At 68.2% G+C, this 19,481-nt stretch carries 18 protein-coding genes and 2 tRNA genes; 15 read left to right on the top strand and 5 right to left on the bottom strand.

Annotated features, from left to right (window positions below; all coding sequences use genetic code 11):
* Positions 1-3: 3 nt before the first annotated feature.
* The 3 genes from yidD to rpmH are packed head-to-tail and all read right to left on the bottom strand — an operon-like array spanning position 4 to position 824.
* On the bottom strand, positions 4-354 hold the full coding sequence (gene yidD, locus LXM50_RS08230) for a membrane protein insertion efficiency factor YidD (protein ID WP_233310830.1): 351 nt from the start codon (positions 352-354) through the stop codon (positions 4-6).
* Positions 351-683: a ribonuclease P protein component gene (gene rnpA / locus LXM50_RS08225; protein WP_233310829.1), complete on the bottom strand. Its 333-nt coding sequence runs from the start codon at positions 681-683 to the stop codon at positions 351-353. Before rnpA ends, yidD begins: the two co-directional genes overlap by 4 nt.
* A 3-nt stretch (positions 684-686) precedes the next feature.
* Positions 687-824, bottom strand: coding sequence for a 50S ribosomal protein L34 (gene rpmH, locus LXM50_RS08220; protein ID WP_105689046.1), 138 nt, complete (start codon positions 822-824; stop codon positions 687-689).
* Positions 825-1,125: 301 nt separating this feature from the next.
* Between rpmH and dnaA the strand changes: the two genes are divergently transcribed.
* The 8 genes from dnaA (at position 1,126) to LXM50_RS08180 (ending at position 11,698) form a co-directional block, all read left to right on the top strand.
* Positions 1,126-2,526 (top strand): chromosomal replication initiator protein DnaA, encoded by a 1,401-nt coding sequence (gene dnaA / locus LXM50_RS08215; protein ID WP_233310828.1) that lies wholly within the window; start codon positions 1,126-1,128, stop codon positions 2,524-2,526.
* A gap of 513 nt (positions 2,527-3,039) precedes the next feature.
* The gene (gene dnaN, locus LXM50_RS08210; RefSeq protein WP_233310827.1) at positions 3,040-4,179 is read left to right on the top strand and encodes a DNA polymerase III subunit beta; all 1,140 of its coding nucleotides are present in this window, start codon (positions 3,040-3,042) and stop codon (positions 4,177-4,179) included.
* A 5-nt stretch (positions 4,180-4,184) separates the two neighbouring features.
* Positions 4,185-4,637, top strand: coding sequence for a GNAT family N-acetyltransferase (locus LXM50_RS08205; RefSeq protein ID WP_233310826.1), 453 nt, complete (start codon positions 4,185-4,187; stop codon positions 4,635-4,637).
* Between the two features lie 53 nt (positions 4,638-4,690).
* On the top strand, positions 4,691-5,860 hold the full coding sequence (gene recF / locus LXM50_RS08200; RefSeq protein ID WP_233310825.1) for a DNA replication/repair protein RecF: 1,170 nt from the start codon (positions 4,691-4,693) through the stop codon (positions 5,858-5,860).
* The gene (locus tag LXM50_RS08195) at positions 5,847-6,338 is read left to right on the top strand and encodes a DUF721 domain-containing protein (RefSeq protein WP_233310824.1); all 492 of its coding nucleotides are present in this window, start codon (positions 5,847-5,849) and stop codon (positions 6,336-6,338) included. The genes recF and LXM50_RS08195 overlap by 14 nt, the downstream gene beginning before the upstream one ends.
* 157 nt (positions 6,339-6,495) lie before the next feature.
* Entirely contained in the window at positions 6,496-8,562 is a 2,067-nt protein-coding gene (gene gyrB, locus LXM50_RS08190; protein WP_374107818.1) for a DNA topoisomerase (ATP-hydrolyzing) subunit B, read from the top strand.
* Positions 8,563-8,747: 185 nt separating this feature from the next.
* Positions 8,748-11,300: a DNA gyrase subunit A gene (gene gyrA, locus LXM50_RS08185; RefSeq protein ID WP_233310822.1), complete on the top strand. Its 2,553-nt coding sequence runs from the start codon at positions 8,748-8,750 to the stop codon at positions 11,298-11,300.
* Complete coding sequence (locus LXM50_RS08180) at positions 11,297-11,698, top strand: DUF3566 domain-containing protein (RefSeq protein WP_233310821.1); 402 nt, start codon at positions 11,297-11,299, stop codon at positions 11,696-11,698. Before gyrA ends, LXM50_RS08180 begins: the two co-directional genes overlap by 4 nt.
* A gap of 151 nt (positions 11,699-11,849) precedes the next feature.
* Here LXM50_RS08180 and LXM50_RS08175 read toward each other — a convergent pair whose 3' ends face one another.
* Entirely contained in the window at positions 11,850-12,563 is a 714-nt protein-coding gene (locus LXM50_RS08175; RefSeq protein ID WP_233310820.1) for a VIT family protein, read from the bottom strand.
* 170 nt (positions 12,564-12,733) lie between these two features.
* On the opposite strand from LXM50_RS08175, the gene LXM50_RS08170 reads away from it, so the two are divergent.
* From LXM50_RS08170 to LXM50_RS08150, 5 genes are all read left to right on the top strand, one after another.
* Entirely contained in the window at positions 12,734-14,017 is a 1,284-nt protein-coding gene (locus LXM50_RS08170) for a histidine kinase (RefSeq protein WP_233310819.1), read from the top strand.
* Between the two features lie 52 nt (positions 14,018-14,069).
* Positions 14,070-14,786 (top strand): response regulator transcription factor, encoded by a 717-nt coding sequence (locus tag LXM50_RS08165; RefSeq protein ID WP_233310818.1) that lies wholly within the window; start codon positions 14,070-14,072, stop codon positions 14,784-14,786.
* Positions 14,783-15,694: a DUF4097 family beta strand repeat-containing protein gene (locus LXM50_RS08160; protein WP_233310817.1), complete on the top strand. Its 912-nt coding sequence runs from the start codon at positions 14,783-14,785 to the stop codon at positions 15,692-15,694. The genes LXM50_RS08165 and LXM50_RS08160 overlap by 4 nt, the downstream gene beginning before the upstream one ends.
* Before the next feature lie 66 nt (positions 15,695-15,760).
* Positions 15,761-15,834 (top strand) — tRNA-Ile (locus LXM50_RS08155).
* A gap of 67 nt (positions 15,835-15,901) precedes the next feature.
* A tRNA-Ala gene (locus tag LXM50_RS08150) sits at positions 15,902-15,974 on the top strand.
* Between the two features lie 102 nt (positions 15,975-16,076).
* On the opposite strand, the gene LXM50_RS08145 is transcribed toward LXM50_RS08150, so the two are convergent.
* A complete protein-coding gene (locus LXM50_RS08145) occupies positions 16,077-17,501 on the bottom strand; it encodes a PLP-dependent aminotransferase family protein (RefSeq protein ID WP_233310816.1) in 1,425 nt (474 codons plus the stop codon).
* A gap of 61 nt (positions 17,502-17,562) precedes the next feature.
* On the opposite strand from LXM50_RS08145, the gene LXM50_RS08140 reads away from it, so the two are divergent.
* Together LXM50_RS08140 and LXM50_RS08135 are read left to right on the top strand one after the other, a co-directional pair.
* On the top strand, positions 17,563-18,294 hold the full coding sequence (locus tag LXM50_RS08140; protein ID WP_308192512.1) for a hypothetical protein: 732 nt from the start codon (positions 17,563-17,565) through the stop codon (positions 18,292-18,294).
* A gap of 34 nt (positions 18,295-18,328) precedes the next feature.
* Positions 18,329-19,150, top strand: a complete 822-nt coding sequence (locus tag LXM50_RS08135; RefSeq protein ID WP_233310815.1) for a phosphatase PAP2 family protein — start codon at positions 18,329-18,331, stop codon at positions 19,148-19,150.
* Positions 19,151-19,481 lie beyond the last annotated feature (331 nt).

The following is a 19,481-nucleotide window of genomic DNA, read 5'->3' as shown; positions in this document are numbered from 1 at the left end:
TGATCAGTCCTTTCGGGAGGGTACGACGAATCCTCGAGGCGTGAGGGCGTGTCGGAAGTTCTTGTGCGGCGGCACGTCGTCCACACCGCCGTGGCTCCAGGGATTGCAGCGCAGGATCCGCCACGCCGAGAGGCCTGCGCCCTTCACCGCGCCGTGCTGCTGCACCGCTCCTACAGCGTAGGCGGAACAGCTGGGATAGTACGCACAGACATCGCCGTACAGCGGCGAGACCAGAGCGCGGTAGGCGGTGAGGAATCCCAACGCCAGATTCCGCGGCACCAGCGGCACAGCTCGGAGCACATCCGCAGCGTGCAGGTGGGCGGTCCCCCGCGAGTACGCCGGCAAGGCGCTCATCGCACGCCCCTGTCGACTGCCCGTCCCAGATCCGACAGCAGTTCGACGAAAGGCGCCTCCGCCGCGGAGGGCAGGGCGCGGATGACGATGTCGACGCCGTCCCGCAGCGGGAGTTGACGGGCGCATGCGTCCTTCAACCGTCGTCGGACGGTGTTCCGGATCACAGCGTTCCCCACCTGCTTGCTCACGATGAAGCCGAAGCGCACGGGTCGTTGCTCACCGGTGTCGAGCACCGAGACGACCAGTCGCGGCCCGCCGTATCGTCGCCCGCGCCGAACCACCGTGCGGTAGTCGGACCCGCGGACGAGGCGATGCGGGCGGGCGAGCACGGATTACGCCGAGAGCTCGACACGGCCCTTCGTGCGGCGTGCCGAAAGGATGGCGCGGCCGGCGCGGGTGCGCATGCGGGCACGGAAGCCGTGCTTCTTGGCGCGACGACGGTTGTTGGGCTGGAAAGTGCGCTTGCTCATGATTTCTCCGGGGAAGGGAAGCTGTCACCGGGATCGATGCGGCCGGAGACGGTGGACAAAGACTGCCGAAATGGCATAAGTCAACCGATTAAGGCTACGACGTCGACCCCGACATCGCAAACCGAGCAGGCGAAAGGACCATTATCCACATCTGTGGAGGGATCCTTCAACAGGGACACGCCGTCGCCCGTTCCCAGTCGCAGGTTGCCCTCGCGGCCCAGGCTGACTACCGTGGCACGAGCAGTTATCCACAGGCAGCGTGTCCATGTTCGCCCGCTGTGCCGAGTCGCCCGGGGGAACCATGTCCGCAGCCGCAGAGTCCGAAGTCCCCATCTGGGACGAACTTCTCGCGGAGCTGGCCCGAGACGAGCGCGTCTCCGCTCCTCTGCAGGGCTTCCTCAACCTCGCCGTCCCGGCGGGTGTCATGACGGCCACTCTCTACCTGGAGGTCCCGAACGACCTCACCGCGGGGCAGATCAACAAGCGCCTCCGGCTGCCGATCATGGAAGCCCTCGCCCGCATCGGCGACGAGGTCACCTCGTTCCGTGTCACGGTCAACCACGACATGGTGGAGCAGCAGACCGTCCCGATCCCGGTCTCCGACTTCGCACCGGGTCGGCAGGAGAACGCCCGGATCGAATCCCCCATCGAGCAGCAGCCGACCCCGATCCGGCATGAGTCGCGGCTGAATCCCAAGTACGTCTTCGACAACTTCGTCATCGGCCAGTCCAACCGCTTCGCGCACGCCGCCGCCGTGGCCGTGGCCGAGGCGCCGGCCAAGGCCTACAACCCGCTGTTCATCTACGGCGGACCGGGTCTGGGCAAGACGCACCTGCTGCACGCGATCGGCGACTACGCCCAGTCGCTGTACGCCGGGGTCAAGGTGCGTTACGTGTCGAGCGAGGAGTTCACGAACGACTTCATCAACTCGATCGCGAACAACCGCGGATCCGCCTTCCAGGCGCGCTATCGCGAAGTCGACATCCTGATGATCGACGACATCCAGTTCCTGCAGGGCCGGGCGGAGACGCAGGAAGCGTTCTTCCACACCTTCAACCAGCTGCACGATCACAACAAGCAGGTCGTGATCACCAGCGATCTGCCGCCGAAGCACCTCACCGGCTTCGAGGAGCGCATGCGCAGCCGGTTCGAGTGGGGCCTCATCACCGATGTACAGGCGCCCGACCTCGAGACGCGCATCGCGATCCTGCGCAAGAAGGCGCAGAGCGAGCAGCTGCACGTGCCGGACGACGTGCTCGAGTACATCGCCACGAAGGTGTCGTCCAACATCCGCGAACTCGAGGGCGCACTCATCCGCGCCACCGCGTTCGCCAACCTGAACCGCTCCGCGCTCGACATCGCCACCGCGCAGACCGCGCTGCGCGACATCGTCGATCAGGACGAGGACAGCATCATCTCGCCGACCGACATCATCACGACGACGGCGAACTACTTCAAGCTCAGCGAAGACGACCTCTACGGATCCAGCCGGTCGCAGCAGATCGCGACCGCACGGCAGATCGCGATGTACCTGTGCCGGGAGCGCACCAACCTCTCCCTGCCGAAGATCGGCCAGCTGTTCGGCAACCGCGACCACACCACCGTGATGTACGCGTACAAGAAGATCAGCGAGCTCATGAAGGAGCGCCGCGCCATCTTCAACCAGGTCACCGAGATCACCGCCCAGCTCAGCCGGCGCTGACCCTCCGCACGGATCCCTCCCCACACGGGACCCCCTCTCCGCGATCGCAGGAGCGCCGTCAGCGACCCTTCCGCGTCAGCGGCGCGAATTCTGGCATCCGCCCCGCCCGGAAGTCCACATGTGGATAACTTGGGGATATCTCGGGATCGCGACGGTGTGGAATCCCCATCAGGACCCCCGATCTGTGGATAACTCGGTGAACCGGATCGGCAGAGGACAGCCCGAAACCCCACTGTTTCCGCAGGGTCTCCACAACTCACACGTCTGTAGTTCCCTAGAGCCGCAAAGCATCCCCAGACTTATCCACAGTATCCACAGGCGTTAACACCGTTAAGAACTCCTTTCGAATCTCGGTCCATCGATCACCACCCACTGCCCGGCTGGGGATAGATCCCGATCCGGAGCACTTCGACCTGGACCTGACACCGCGTGGCATTAGCATGGGATCCCCTGGTGTGTGCCATGGGGCGGAGAAGCATGTCATTCTCCGCATCGAGTCGACGGAGGAGCGCCGTGAGGTTCCAGGTCAATCGCGATGTCTTCAGCGAAGCTGTGTCCTTCGTCGTCAAGCTGCTGCCTCAGCGCAACCCGCAGCCGATCCTGGCCGGTGTGCTGATCGAGGCCGGTGACGAAGGGCTCACGCTCTCGGCATTCGACTACGAGGCGTCCGCTCGCACGACCATCGAGGCCACGGTGGACGAGCCCGGCACGATCCTCGTGCACGGTCGTCTGCTGTCCGACATCGCCAGCCGCCTGCCCAACGCTCCGATCGAGATCTCGGTCGAGGAGGACGGCGGCATCGCCGTGCGCTGCGGATCCGCCCGCTTCACCCTCGCCGCCATGCCCGTCGAGGAGTATCCCTCGATCCCGGAGGTGTCCGGCACCAGCGGCGTCGTGCCCGCCGAGGACTTCGGCACCGCGATCGCCCAGGTCGCCTTCGCCGCATCCCGCGACGACGTCACGCCCGTGCTCACCGGCGTGCAGCTCGAGGTCGGCGAGAACACGCTGAGCCTCGTCGCCACGGACCGTTACCGGGTGTCGCTGCGCGACGTGCCGTGGGACGGAGAGGCCGTGGAGCAGACGGCGCTCGTGCCTGCCCGCACGCTGCAGGAGGTCGGCAAGACCTTCGGTCACGCCGGCACCATCCAGATCTCGTTCTCGGGCGCCGGTGACCGCGAGATCATCGCGTTCACGGCGGGCAACAAGACCGTCACGTCGCTGCTCATCAAGGGCAACTTCCCCCCGGTCCGCCGTCTTTTCCCGGAGCAGACCGACCACCACGCCGTGGTGAACACCGCCGACCTCACCGAGGCCGTGCGCCGCGTCGCGCTCGTGCTGGACCGCTCCGCACCGCTGCGTTTCACGTTCGACACGTCGGATGTAACCATGGACGCCTCCGGCGGAGAACAGGCCCGCGCGTCCGAATCGGTCGACGCCCACCTCAACGGCGAAGAGGTGACGCTGGGCCTGAACCCGCAGTACCTGCTCGAGGCGCTCGGCGCGCTCAAGAGCGAGTTCGTGCGCGTCACGTTCACGTCCTCGGACAATGCGAACAAGCTCAGCCCGGTGCTGATCACGAGCCAGACCTCGGTCGACGCGGCCGGCCTCGACTCGTTCAAGTACCTGCTGCAGCCGAACCTCCTGCTGCGCTGAGCGGGATGAGACTGGATCCGATCGATCCCGCGCTCGCGGCGCGGATCGTCGCCCGCGACGAGCGGTCGGGTGACGACTGGCACCCCCAGTACCCGTTCGAGGACGAGCTGGTGCCGCTGCGGTCGCTCGCCGCTCGCGAAAAGGCGGATCCGGTCTTCACGCTCTACGCCATCCGTGATGGCGAGGGCATTGCGGTCGGCGGATTCGGCTTCTTCGGTCCGCCGGACGAGTCCGGAACGGTGGAGTTCGGGTACGGGTTGATCCCCGCCGCCCGCGGACGCGGCCTCGCGACGGCTGCTGTCACGGAGGGCCTGCGCATCGCGGCCGATCACGGGGCGGTACGCGCGATCGCCGACACCGAGGAGACGAATCTCGCCTCTCTCGCGGTGCTGGCGCGGTCGGGCATGAGCGAGATCCGCCGCGAGGGCGGCATGGTCTACGTCGCCCGCGCGCTCTGAACCGGAGCCCCACCCCGAGCCGGGTGTCGGGGCCCGCGGGTAAGGTTGCTCGGGTGATTGTGGAGCATCTCAGCCTCGTGGATTTCCGCAATTACGCGACCGCCGAACTCGCGCTGCACCGCGGCCCGAACGTCCTCGTCGGCCGCAACGGACAGGGTAAGACGAACCTCGCCGAAGCGATCGTGTTCCTCGCCACCCTCGGCTCGCACCGGGTGTCCTCCGATGCCCCGATGGTGCGCGACGGCCAGGATGCGGGCATCGTCCGCGCACGACTCGCGCACGGCCAGAGGAAAGTCCTGATCGAGGTGCAGATCAACCGGCAGGGTTCGAACAAGGCGCGGATCAACGGGGCTCCGGGACGCACCGCGGATCTGCCCCGGTACGCCCATGTCGTGCTGTTCGCTCCGGAGGATCTGCAGATCGTGCGCGGGGATCCGTCCTCCCGGCGCCGCTTCGCCGACCAACTGCTGATCCAGCGCACTCCGCGCATGACCGCGGTGCTCGGCGACTACGACCGCGTACTGCGCCAGCGCACGGCGCTGCTGAAGTCCGCCCGCGCCCGCGGTATGAAGGCCGAGTCCCTGACGACGCTGGACGTCTGGGACGACAAGCTCGTCGCGCTCGGATCAGAGATCATCGATGCACGCTCCCGCCTCGCCGCAGATCTGCAGCCGGGGCTCGCCGACGCCTACTCCGCGATCGCCGGCGAGGACCACGACCCGCGCCTGCACTGGGCTCAGTCGATCCGCGGCGGCGACCCCGAAGAGGGGGACGACGCCGAGGAAGCATCCGCGCCGGGATCCACGGCCGACCTGTTCCGTACTGCGCTCGCAGCGAAGCGCTCCGCCGAGCTCGAGCGCGGGCTCACCCTGGTCGGACCTCACCGTGACGATCTCGTGCTGCGGGTGCGCGACCTGCCCGTGAAGGGCTATGCCTCCCATGGGGAGTCGTGGTCGATCGCGCTCGCGCTGCGCCTCGCTTCGGCGGAGCTGCTGCGGGCCGAATCCCCGGCCGGGGATCCGGTGCTCATCCTCGACGACGTGTTCGCCGAGCTCGACGCGGAGCGGCGCCGGCGTCTCGCCGGCATCACGGCCGGCTACGAGCAGGTGCTGGTGACCGCGGCCGTGGAGGAGGACATCCCCGAGGTGCTGCATCGCCACGTGGTGCGGATCTCTGCGGGCACCATCACCGATGAGCGCGAGGTCGACGATGACCGGGCCTGACGAGCAGGATGTCCCGGAGACGATCTCGACCTACCTGCGCCTCCGCGGGCTGAAGCCGAGTTCCAAGAACTGGAAGCGCAAGAAGCGCCTCGTCGACGACGAGAACGCGCCGTTCACCGCGGGACGTGACCCCGGCACGCTCGGCGACGTGCTCGCCAAGCTCACCAAGGATGCGGGCTGGGAGGCGGCACTCAGCCGCGAGGACCTCGTGCTGCAGTGGGCGGAGCTGGCCGGTCCAGACACCGCGAAGCACTCCGAGCCGGTGTCGCTGGAGGGCGGCATGCTCACCGTGAAGTGCGACTCCACGGCGTGGGCGAAGAACCTGCAGTACATGCGCGCGGTGATCATCACGGAGATCGGACGGCGGTACCCGGAGGCCGGCGTGGAGAACATCCGCTTCGTCGGGCCGGACGTTCCTTCATGGAAATGGGGCCCCAGAGTCGCTCCAGGGCGCGGTCCGCGCGATACCTACGGTTAGGACAAGATCCATCCCGTCCCAGGGGACTTCAGGCGCGCAGAAGCGCGTACAACGAGACAGGAAGGGGTCTTTCCGATAGACTGAGCGTCTAGATCTTCGATGTGGAGCCTCCCCTCAGATGACGCCTGAAACCCCCTCTGACGCGCACGAATCGACCATGAACGACTCGACCCAGACGGGGGCAGAAGCACCCGGATCCGCGACGAAGCCGACCGTGCCCGCCGAGGCGGCGAAGCCTGCCCCAGAAGTGGAGTACGGAGCCGACTCGATCCAGATCCTCGAGGGCCTCGAGGCGGTGCGCAAGCGCCCCGGCATGTACATCGGCTCGACCGGACCGCGTGGTCTGCACCACCTGGTGTACGAGATCGTGGACAACTCCGTCGACGAGGCGCTCGCCGGTTACGCCGACAAGATCCTCGTCACGCTCCTCGCCGACGGCGGCGTCCGCGTCATCGACAACGGCCGTGGGATCCCGGTTGACCCGCACTCCTCCGACCCGACCAAGTCGACGGTCGAGGTCGTGCTCACGATCCTGCACGCCGGCGGCAAGTTCGGCGGGGGCGCGTATGCGGTCTCCGGCGGTCTGCACGGCGTCGGATCCTCGGTCGTCAACGCGCTGTCGACCCGGTTCGACGTCGAGGTCAAGCAGAAGGGCTTCGTCTGGAGGCACCGTTTCGCCGACGGCGGCGCCCCGCAGCAGCAGCTCGAGAAGGGCGAGCCCACGACCGAGACCGGAACGGCGATCACGTTCTGGCCGGACGCGGAGATCTTCACCGAGACGGTCGAGTTCGAGTACGACACCCTGCGCACCCGCTTCCAGCAGATGGCGTTCCTGAACAAGGGGCTGCGCATCGAGCTGCTCGACGAGCGCGAGGGCGCGACGGTCGACGAGGAGGTCGACGGCACCGTCGTCACCCACCAGCGCGCGGACGTGTTCTTCTACGAGCGCGGTCTCGTCGACTACGTCGAGTACCTCAACCACGTGCGCAAGGCCGAGGTCGTCAACGACGAGATCATCGCCTTCGAGTCGGAGGACACCTCGCGCAAGATCTCGCTCGAGGTCGCGATGCAGTGGACCACGGGCTACACCGAGAACGTGTTCACCTATGCGAACACCATCAACACGCACGAGGGCGGCACCCATGAGGAGGGCTTCCGCGCGGCGCTGACGACACTCGTCAACCGCTATGCGCGTGCCAACAACATCCTCAAGGAGAAGGACGACAACCTCACCGGCGACGACGTGCGCGAGGGTCTGACCGCCGTCATCTCGATCAAGCTCGGCGAACCGCAGTTCGAGGGCCAGACGAAGACCAAACTCGGCAACACGGAGGCGAAGGCCTTCACGCAGAAGGTGGTCGGCGACCAGCTCGGCGACTGGTTCGACCGCAACCCGAAGCAGGCCAAGAATGTCGTGACGAAGGCCGTCGAAGCCGCGACCGCCCGCATGGCGGCGCGCAAGGCGCGTGAGACCGCGCGCCGCAAGAGCGTCTTCGAGTCGGCCGCGATGCCCGACAAGCTCAAGGACTGCACGAGCAAGGATCCGTCGATCTCGGAGATCTTCCTCGTGGAGGGCGACTCGGCCGGCGGCTCCGCCGTGCAGGGGCGCGACCCGCACACGCAGGCGATCCTGGCGCTGCGCGGCAAGATCCTCAACGTCGAGCGCGCGCGTCTCGACAAGGCCCTGGCCAACAAAGAGGTCCAGGCGATGATCCAGGCGTTCGGCACCGGCATCGGCGAGGACTTCGATCTCGGCAAGGCGCGCTATCACAAGATCGTGCTCATGGCGGATGCCGACGTCGACGGCCAGCACATCACGACGCTGCTGCTGACGCTGCTGTTCCGCTACATGCGCGGGCTCATCGAGGCCGGCTTCGTGTTCCTCGCGATGCCGCCGCTGTACCGCCTGAAGTGGACGAACTCGCCGCACGAGTACGTGTACTCCGACGCGGAGCGCGACGCGCTGCTCGAGCACGGCCTCGCGAACGGCAAGCGGATCCCGAAGGAAGCCGGCATCCAGCGCTACAAGGGTCTGGGCGAGATGAACGCCAAGGAGCTGTGGGAGACCACGATGGATCACACCACGCGCACGCTCCGCCAGATCACGATCGACGACGCCGCCGCCGCGGACGAGATCTTCAGCGTGCTGATGGGCGAGGACGTCGAGTCCCGCCGCAGCTTCATCCAGCGCAACGCCAAGGACGTCCGCTTCCTGGACATCTGACCCCCAACCAAAAAAGCGAAAACCCGGGACTGCGCCGCCACTTGCGGAGGAGGGCGCAGGGGATGTGATTCTGCGGAATATCGGGAGGGGCCCGCGAAGCGGGAAGGAACCCGCCGATTCCGCAGAATCACATCCCCGGAGCCCGGCCCCAAGACAACACCGACTGGCTGAGACGAAGAGAAGACATGACTGACGAAAGCCGTCCCGACGCCGAGCACAACCACGGCAAGATCGACCAGGTCGATCTGCAGTCGGAGATGCAGCGGTCCTACCTCGACTACGCGATGGCCGTCATCGTGGGCCGCGCGCTGCCCGACGTGCGCGACGGGCTCAAGCCCGTGCACCGTCGCGTGATCTACGGCATGTACGACGGCGGATTCCGCCCCGACAAGTCGTTCTCCAAGTGCGCCCGCGTGGTCGGCGAGGTCATGGGCCAGTACCACCCGCACGGCGACTCGGCGATCTACGACACCCTTGTGCGTCTCGTGCAGCCGTGGTCGCTGCGCTACCCGCTCGCACTCGGCCAGGGCAACTTCGGCTCCCCCGGCAACATGGGCGCGGCCGCTCCGCGATACACCGAGACCAAGATGGCCCCGCTCGCACTCGAGATGGTGCGCGACATCGAAGAGAACACGGTCGACTTCTCGCCGAACTACGACGGCCAGACCGAGGAGCCCGACGTCCTGCCGGCGCGGTTCCCGAACCTGCTCGTGAACGGCTCGATCGGCATCGCGGTCGGCATGGCCACGAACATCCCGCCGCACAACCTGCGCGAGGTCTCGGACGCCGCGCTCTGGGCATTGCAGAACCCCGGCCTTCCCCGGGAGGAGCTGCTCGACGGCCTGATCCAGCGGATCCCGGGACCCGACTTCCCGACCGGCGCGCAGATCCTCGGCACGAAGGGGATCCAGGAGGCGTACCGCACCGGCCGCGGCTCCATCACGATGCGCGCGGTCGTCGGCGTCGAGGAGATCCAGGGCCGCACCTGCCTCGTGATCACCGAGCTGCCGTACCAGGTGAACCCCGACAACCTCGCGGTGAAGATCGGCGACCTGGCCCGCGATGGCAAGATCACGGGCATCGCCGACATCCGTGACGAGTCGAGCGACCGCACGGGCCAGCGCCTCGTGATCGTGCTCAAGCGCGACGCGGTCGCGAAGGTCGTGCTGAACAACCTGTACAAGCACACGCAGCTGCAGGACAACTTCGGTGCCAACATGCTCGCGATCGTGGACGGCGTGCCGCGCACGCTCGCGCTCGACGGCTTCATCACGCACTGGCTCGACCACCAGATCGACGTCATCGTGCGGCGCACCAAGTTCCGCCTCGCCAAGGCCGAGGCGCGCATGCACATCCTGCAGGGCTACCTCAAGGCGCTCGACGCGCTGGACGAGGTCATCGCCCTGATCCGCCGCTCGCCCTCGGCTCAGGAGGCCAACGAGGGTCTGCAGAAGCTCCTCGACATCGACGAGGAGCAGGCCCAGGCGATCCTCGACATGCAGCTGCGTCGCCTCGCGGCGATGGAGCGCCAGCGGATCATCGACGAGGCCGCCGAGCTCGAGGTGCGGATCGCCGATTACAAGGAGATCATCGCGGACGAGGGCCGCCAGCGCGAGATCATCCGCGAGGAGCTCACCGCGATCGTGGAGCGCTTCGGAGACGAGCGCCGCACCCACATCCTGCACGGATTCGACGGCGACGTCTCGATGGAAGACCTCATCGCCGAGGAGGAGATGGTCATCACGGTCACCCGTGAGGGCTACATCAAGCGCACCCGCAGCGACAACTATCGTTCGCAGCACCGCGGCGGCAAGGGCGTCAAGGGCGCGCAGCTGCGGGCCGACGACCTCGTCGAGCACTTCTTCGTGACGACCACGCATCACTGGCTGCTGTTCTTCACCGACAAGGGCCGGGTCTACCGCACCAAGGCCTACGAGATCCCCGAGGCCGGCCGCGATGCGAAGGGCCAGCACGTCGCCAACCTCCTCGCGCTGCAGCCGGACGAGAAGATCGCGCAGATCCTCGACCTGCGCGACTACGAGGCGGCGCAGTACCTGGTGCTGGCGACCCGGGGCGGTCTGGTGAAGAAGAGCCGGCTCGGCGACTACGACACCAACCGTCAGGGCGGTGTCATCGCGATCCGTCTCCGCGAGGACGACGAGCTCGTCAGCGCCTTCCTCGCCGACGCCACCGACGACGTCCTGCTGATCAGCCGGCACGGCATGTCGGTGCGCTTCCAGGCCACCGATGAGGCGCTGCGGCCGATGGGACGTGCGACCGAGGGTGTCAAGGGCATGCGGTTCAACGGGGAGGACAGCCTGCTGTCCGCCTCGCTCGTCACGGGCGACGGATTCGTCTTCGTGGTCACGGACGGCGGCTACGCGAAGCGCACCTCGGTGGACGAGTACCGCGTGCAGGGACGTGGCGGTCAGGGTATCAAGGTCGCCAAACTGAACGACGACCGGGGCATTCTGGCGGGGGGTCTGATCGTCCAGGAGGACGACGAGGTCCTTGTGGTTCTTGCCAGTGGCAAGGTGGTACGCTCTGCCGTGGCCGAGGTGCCGGCGAAGGGTCGCAACACCATGGGCGTGGTTTTCGCCCGGACCGATGAGGACGATCGGATCCTTGCGATCGCCCGGAACACCGAGCGCGGCCTGGCCGACAGCGAGGAGTCCGAGGACTCCGGTGCGGCCCCCGAGACAGAAGCCCCCGAAGCCCCCGAAGGAACTGACGCATGAGCACGGTAGCCGACAAGCTCGCGAAGAAGTCTTCCCGCAAGACCTCCAGCAAGCAGGTGCGCCTGCGCCTGGTCTACATCGACTTCTGGTCGGCAGTGAAGCTGTCCTTCCTCGGTGCGATCGCCATCGCGATCGTCACCCTGGTCTCGTTCCTGCTCATCTACCTGGTGATCGATGCCACGGGACTGATGACCAAGGCCGACGAGTTCGTCTCCGGCATCGCCGACGGCGCGAAGCTGAGCGCGGTCGTCGGGCTGCCGCAGGTGCTCGCCTTCGGCTCCGTCGTCGCGATCCTCAACCTCATCGTCTTCACGGTGCTCGGAGCGATCGTCGCCGGCATCTACAACCTCGCGGTCAAGGTCACCGGCGGACTGCTGGTCGGCTTCACCTCGAACTGACGCCCGTACACGCGGAAGGCCCGGATCCTCGGATCCGGGCCTTCCGCGTTCTCTGACCGCGAGACTGCAACTCTGTCGCGAGACGGCACGACTCTGCTGCCGTTTCGCGACGGCGATGCAGTCTCGCGGTCGATGGATCCGGGATCGATCCTCAGACCACGCCCGCGGAGCCGAGCAGCGTGCCGATGAGCCAGGTGGCGGCGAGGGCGAGCGCCCCGCCGATGACGAGGCGGATCGAGGCGCGCATCGGGTTCGATCCGCCGATCCGCGCCGAGAGGAAGCCCGTCGCGGCGAGGGCGATCAGCACCGCGAGGAACGTGACCGGCACCCGCCACGCGGGCGGCGGAAGCAGGATGGCGAGCAGCGGGAGGATGGCGCCGACCGTGAACGCGACCGCAGAGGAGAGCGCGGCATGCCACGGGTTCACCAGATCGTCCTGGTCGATGCCGAGCTCCACCTCGAGATGCGCGGACAGCGCATCGTGCGCGGTGAGCTCGACGGCGACCCGATGTGCGGTGTCGTCGCTGAGGCCGCGCTGACGGTATAGCTCGGTGAGCTCGGCGAGCTCCGCGTCCGGCATCGTGCGCAGCTCCTCGCGCTCCTTCGCGATGAGGGCGTGCTCGCTGTCGCGCTGGCTGCTCACCGAGACGTACTCGCCGAGCGCCATCGAGATGGCGCCGCCGATGAGGCCCGCGAGGCCCGCGACCAGCAGCGCGGAGTTGTCGGTCGTCGCCCCGGCCACGCCCACCACCAGGGAGGCGACCGAGACGATGCCGTCGTTCGCCCCGAGCACCCCGGCGCGCAGCCAGTTCAGGCGCTGCCCGAGACCGGTGCCGTGCGGTTCGTGCGGATGTGCTGCAGTCACTTGATACCCCTCCGTTCGCGCGGTTCGCGCATGGGTCAACGTAAGCACCTGCACGCGCCCGCCGTCCATCCAGGCAAGGCATGCATAACCGCGAGTCTTACGGAAACCCCGAACCGGATCCCCGGGGTTCCTCCGTTCCGCGCTCACAGCTGCGCCCGTAGCGTGGAGCCATGACCACAGCAGCGTCCTCCTCCCCGCCTCCCGTGACGGATCCTGTCGCGGGAGCGGCGCGCACTCCGGTGCGACTGTTCCTCACGATCCTCGAACTCGCCGCGCTGGGCGTGATCGGATCCGCCGTGGTCGGCATTCTCGGCGGCGCGCTGGGGATCGGCTTCGGCCTCAGTTTCATCGGCATCGGGATCCTCGTGCTGGTGGGTCTGGTCTACGCCCTGTTCGGACTGGCCTGGTTCGAGATCGCCCGGCTGAACGGCTTGTACGGCTTCGGTCTCCCGGCCCTGCGCTGGCGCGCGACCGACCGCCCGGGTTTCGGCGGCTGGCTGCTCTCGCTCTGGCGGCAGGCCTACAACGGGCGGATGTGGCGCGCGCTGGCGAACTTCGCCATCGCGTGCGCGCTCGGATCCCTCGTGCTGCGGCTCATGGCGTGGTTCGGGTGGTCGGCCGTCACGGCTTTCGCGCCGTTGTTCACGACCGGCGAGGTCGACACGGGCTGGGGCACGAGGTATCCGAGCGCCTGGGCGCCGCTCATCGGCGGCGCGGGCGCGGCAGCCGGCGTCGTCGGCATCATCAGCGTGGCCCTGCTGCACCGGGTGATCTCGCGCGGCATCGTCGCCACCCCCGACCGGAATCTCGACCTCAGCGAGCAGGTGCGCACCACCACGGCGCAGCGCGCCGGCGCCGTGCGCGCCGCAGACGTGGAGCGCACCCGCATCGAGCGGGACCTGCACGACGGCGTGCAGCCGCGCCTCGTCTCCGTCGGCATGACCCTCGGTATGGCGCAGCAGAAGATCGACTCGGATCCGGAGGCCGCGAAGGCGCTCATCGCCGAGGCGCACACCTCGACGAAGGCGGCGATCACCGAGCTGCGCCAGCTCGCCCGTGGAATCCACGCGTCGGTGCTCGACGACCGCGGGCTCGACGCGGCGCTCTCGGCCCTCGCCGGACGCTCCCCCGTGCCCGTGGTGCTCGACGTGCGGCTCAACGGGCGGTGCTCGCGCGACGCCGAGGCCGCCGTGTACTTCACCATCGCGGAGTCGCTCACCAATGCGGCCAAGCACTCCCGGGCCAGCGAGTGCCGGGTCGTGGTGCGGGTGCGCGACGGCGGCACGCTCTGGGCCCGCGTCGAGGACAACGGCATCGGGGGCGCGACCGTGCTCCCGGGCGGAGGCCTCGACGGGATCGGCAACCGCGTGCTCGCGGCCGGCGGCACGTTCCGTCTGGACAGCCCCGTTGGCGGTCCGACCAGCCTGGAGGTGAGCGTCCCGTGCGCATCCTGATCTGCTCGCTTCTCGACCAGCACCGCGATCTCGCCCCGAAGGAGTGCATCTCATGAGGATCCTGATCTGCGAGGACTCCGTCCTGCTCCGCGAGGGCCTCGTGCGGCTCCTCGAGGACGCTGGCCACGACGTGGTCGCCGCACTCCGCGATGCGGACTCCCTCGACGAGACCGTGGATGCGACGTCTCCGGAGCTCTGCATCCTCGACGTCCGGCTCCCGCCGACGTTCGTGGATGAGGGGATCCGCGCGGCACTGTCGCTGCGCAAGCGCCTTCCGCAGCTCCCGCTGCTCGTGCTCTCCCAGTACGTCGAGGAGCGCTATGCGAGCGACCTGATCATCGCACAGGGCGGATCGGCACAGGGATCCGCGGGTCCGCTCGGCTATCTGCTGAAGGACCGGGTGGCGGACGTCTCCGAGTTCATCGAGTCGGTCGAGCGCATCGCATCCGGATCCACGGTGCTGGATCCCGAGGTCGTGGCGCAGCTGCTCACCCGCCGGGGGCAGGACGACCGCATGCGAAGCCTCACCGAGCGCGAGCGCACGGTGCTCGCGCTGATCGCGGAGGGCAAGTCGAATCAGGCCATCGCGGCCACGCTGTTCTTGTCTGAGGCCAGCGTGGAGAAGCACATCACCGCCATCTTCCAGAAACTCGGGCTGGAACCCGACGAGTCCGGCAACCGCCGCGTCCTCGCCGCGATCGCCCACATCTCCAGCGCCGGCTTGAACGGCGCTGGAGCCGGACCCGCACAGACAGGAACGAACCGATGACGAACCTCACCCCTCCGAGCGCCCCCGAGCACGACCCGGTCGGCGGACGAACGCCGCACACCGCGGATCCCCTCGCCTCCTCCCCCGCGCCCCCGTCATCCCCGAGCCGAGGGACGCTCGCCGCCATCACGATCGCCGCAGCGATCATCGGCGGTGGGGCGCTGGTCACGGTCGGCGGCGGCTCGGCCCTCGCGGCCGTCGCCCAGGTCGCCTCGAGCGACGGATCGGCGGCACGCAGCACCAGTGTCGACACGACAGGCATCACCGGTCTCAAGGTCGAAGTCGGGCGAGGATCCGCCACGATCCGCTTCGACGACGTGAGTGAGGCGACCATGCGCGTCAGCGGCACGGGGAGCAGCGACTGGACCATTCGGCGCGACGGCGACGTCCTGCGGGTCGACCGTCCCAACGGGCCGTTCGGCTGGTGGGTCGGCGGCTGGTTCGGGATCGACCCGCAGATGACGCTCACGCTCCCCCGTGAGTTGGAGGGCGAGCTGACGGCCGATCTGCAGCTGGATGCCGGCGCTCTCACGACCGAGGGTCGATTCGACACGCTGACCACGAAGGTGAACGCCGGGTCGCTGTCCCTCGATGGGGGCGCGAGGACCGTGACCACCACGGTGAACGCGGGATCCGCGACGCTCCGTCTGGACGACGTGACCACCGCGGATCTGTCGATGTCGGCGGGCGAGCTGAACGCGACGATCTCGGGCCGCCAGCCCGACGATGTCCGCCTGGATGTGAGCGCCGGATCCATGGACGTGACGGTGCCGGCAGGGCGCTATGCGCTCGAGAAGAACTCGTCGGCGGGCACCATCGACGCGCGCCTCCAGGAGGATTCGTCCTCGACCCACCGCATCGATGCGCGCCTGTCCGCGGGCAGCATCACCCTGCGCGAAGGCAGCTGAACGCCGTCGAGCTCCGCTCGATTTCGCGATCGTGTCAACGTCCGGTAAAGTCTTGGAGGTTGATACGGGGCTATAGCTCAGGCGGTTAGAGCGCTTCACTGATAATGAAGAGGTCCCAGGTTCAAGTCCTGGTAGCCCCACCGACATGTGAGCGGATCCGAGAAATTGGATCCGCTCATTCGGTCGAAACCCGTCGAACATCGACACGGGGCCTTAGCTCAGTTGGTAGAGCGCCTGCTTTGCAAGCAGGATGTCAGGAGTTCGAATCTCCTAGGCTCCACAACACGAAACGGATCCGGTCCCACCGGATCCGTTTCTTCGTCTCCACCACGGACGGGGTCATCTCGTCGAGTGTCCTGGAATACGGGCAGGTGCCGGTGGGTTACACGACCGCCTCGGCGAGGGCCGCGACGGGCGAGAGGCGGGGCGAGCCCGCCGTGACGCGTGCCCACGATGCGGCGAGGATGTCGACAGCCTGTTCGAGCTGGCGCGGTTCGGTCGTGAACGGGATCCGCAGGTGGCGCTCCTGGCCCCCCTCGACGGCGAATCTCGGGCCGGCGCTGAGGTGCAGCCCGTGCGCGGCGGCGTCGATCACGAGCGCCGAGCTGAGCGGCGCCCCCAGTCCGGCCCAGATCGCGACGCCGCCGTGGACCTGCGGTACGGACCAGTCCGGCAGTTCGCGTCGGAGTGCGGAGGTGAGGGCGTCCCGGCCGGCACCGAGCAGCGCCGCGCGCTGCGGGAGGATCTCGTCGAGCCGGTGCACGATGCGGGTCGCGACGGCCTGCTCCAGGTCGGGCGTGCCCAGGTCGTGCGTCGGCCGGGCGGCGCGCAGGCGCCGGATCACATCGTCGGCCGCGCGGATCCAGCCGATCCGCAGTCCGCCCCAGACCGACTTGCCCAGCGATCCGACCCGGATCGTCCCGGTGCCGGCCGTACCCAGCGGACGCGCGCGCGGAAGGCCGTCGATGTCGAGGTCGGCCGTGGTCTCATCGATGAGGAGGACGCATCCGGCATCATGTGCGGAGCGTTCGAACACGGCGCGCTCCTCGAGGCTCATCGAGCGCCCTGTGGGGTTCTGGAACTCGGGCATGAGGTACGCGAGGACGGGCCTGGTTCGTGCGAACGCCTGGGCGGCGCGGTCCAGATCCCAGCCGCTCCCGGAGTCGACGGGCACGCCGACCAGCCGCGCCCCCACCCGCCGGAACGTCTCCATCGCGTGGGGGTAGCTCGGGGTTTCGATCAGCACACGGTCCGCGCGGCGCAGCAGCGTCGACGCGATGAGGTTCAGGGCTTGCTGCGCGCCGGTGGTGACCATGATCTGCGAGGGCTGCGTCGGGGTCCCCTGCCGGGCGTACCGGTTCGCGATCGCGGCGCGCAGCTCGGCGTGGCCGAGGATGTCGTAGCCCGCGCGCGAGACGAGAGCGGTGGCCGACGTCGCGGCCTCCGCGATCACCCCGGGAAGACCCGGCCAGGCGGGAGGACTCGCCTGCTGCAGGTCGATGCCCTCGCGGTCGAACCAGCGAGCGGCGTTGGTGCGCCCGAGCGGGCGGGTCACACTGCCGGATCCCTGCCGGCTGACGATGTGACCGGTGCTGCGCAGCGCGCGGTAAGCGGCGGCCACCGTCGTGCGGCTCACTCCGAGCGCCGCGGCGAGCTCGCGTTCGGCCGGAAGCGCCGTCTCGGGGGCGATCCTGTTGTCGAGGCACAGCAGGCGGATGGCGTCGGCGAGGGCGTCGAACGCGGGTTCGCTGGTGCGCCACAGGCCGAGCAGATCGACCAGCGCGCGCGCGGAGAGCCGGGAGTCCATGAGGCCAGCCTAGGACGATTGGACTGATCTCAACAGTCCAGTTCTCCGGCATCATGGATCCATGACACGACGGGTGCTGCAGTTGGTGATCGGACTTGTGCTCTACGGCGTCGGAGACGGGCTCATGATCACCGCCGGTCTCGGCGTGGACCCCTGGACCGTGTTCGCCCAGGGCCTGGCTCAGCGCACCGGGATCGGCGTGGGCTGGATCACCAACATCGTCGGACTCCTCGTGCTGCTGCTGTGGATTCCGCTGCGACAGAAGCCGGGCATCGGCACGCTTCTCAACGTCCTTCTCGTGGGCACCGCGATCCAGGCCACGGTGACAGTCCTGCCGCCGGCGCACGGCCTGCTCATGCAGATCCTCCTGCTCATCGGCGGGGTGCTCGCGGTCGCCCTCGCGAGCGGGCTGTACATCGGTGCGCACTTCGGGCCCGGGCCGCGCGACGGTCTGATGACCGGGATGAACTCCCGCCTCGGCTGGCCGATCTGGGTCTCCCGTCTCACTGTGGAGCTCACGGTGCTCGCGGTCGGCTGGCTGCTCGGCGGAACCGTGGGCGTCGGCACGGTGGTCTTCGCCCTCGGAATCGGCCCGCTCGTGCACATCGCCATGCCGTTGCTCGACACGAGGCGCACGGGCCGCGGAGGTGGCGGGGTGCCGGAGGGGCGGACGCTGCCCCCCGAGGACGCGGGGCTCGTCCGACGACTCACGCGGCGCGCCGGTGTCGTGAGCTACGACGACGAGCGCGCTCGCGGTGACCTGCGCGCGGCGCGCGACCGCAGGGACTGGTGAGCGACCGCACAGGTCGGGCCTGCATGATGGGAGCATGGCGACAAGACGGGGAGTGTGGTCGTTCGCGATCGCTGCGGTGACCCTGGCGGCCGCCTTCCTGGCGACGTACGTCTTCTTCGTGCGCACCTACATCGGGCAGATCGTCGACGAGCGGGCGTTCGTGGGGGCGTCCTCGCAGCATGACACCGTCTTCCGCCTGACGGGCATGGTGCTCGGGAACGTGCCGACCATCGCGATCGGCGGGGGGATCCTGCTGACGCTCGTCATCGGCCTCGTGACGCGACGCTTCCGGCATCTGGTGGTCGCCCTGGCCGTCGGCACGATCGCGGTGATCGCGGCCGAACTCGCCAAGCACGTGTTCCTGGTGCGCGCCGAGACCGGAGCCACCGACCTGCTGGACAACTCATTCCCATCTGGGCATGCGACCGTCGCGGCCGCCGCAGCGTTCGCCGTCTTCGTCGTGAGCCCGCCGCGCTGGCGCCCGCTCGCGGCCGTGCTGGGGGGAGCATTCGCTGTACTCACCGGCATTCTGCTCGTGATCCAGCAGTGGCATCGGCCGAGCGACGTGGTGGCGGCTTTCATGCTCGTTGCGGCATGCGGCTGCCTGGGTGGCATCGCGCTGCTGCTCTGGCGCGTGCCGGAGGCCGTGCCGCCGGCGCGGACCCTGCCCGCGCTGTGGTGGATCGCGGGGGCGAGCGCCTTCGCCTCGGCCGTCGCCTTCGTCATCATCTTCATCACGGTGGAGAACCACGGCAGCCACCTGCAGATCGCCTACGCCGGTGGGGGCGCCGCGATCCTCGCCGTGGGGTGCGCATTCGCCGCAGCCGGGAATGCGCTTTTCCGGCGGATTTCCTGAGGCGGATCCGCCATCCGCGGATGGTGATTCCCGGGTCCGTGAGCGAGCCTCCGGTATATCGGTGCGTGCTTTCCCGCGGTCACCGCGATCGGATCCGTGACGCCCGAGAAAACCACTGGTGAACAGCCGGTATCGCCGCTCGTGATCCGGTCGGGACGCGGTGCGCAGGACGATTTCCGCATTCGCCGAGTAATCCACATGTGGATGAACCTGTTAATAGATTTCGGCTCTGCGGGGATTGTCATTCCCGGTGGAGAGGATCGCCGCGGATACGCCATCCGGAGACCGGTGTCGAAGCCCCGGCCGCGGGCCGACGGGATTGCGCCGAAGG

Source organism: Microbacterium sp. Au-Mic1, assembly GCF_021341785.1.
Lineage (GTDB): Bacteria > Actinomycetota > Actinomycetes > Actinomycetales > Microbacteriaceae > Microbacterium.
Note: the sequence above shows the minus strand (reverse complement) of the source record. Positions and strands in the feature narration are given on the sequence as shown.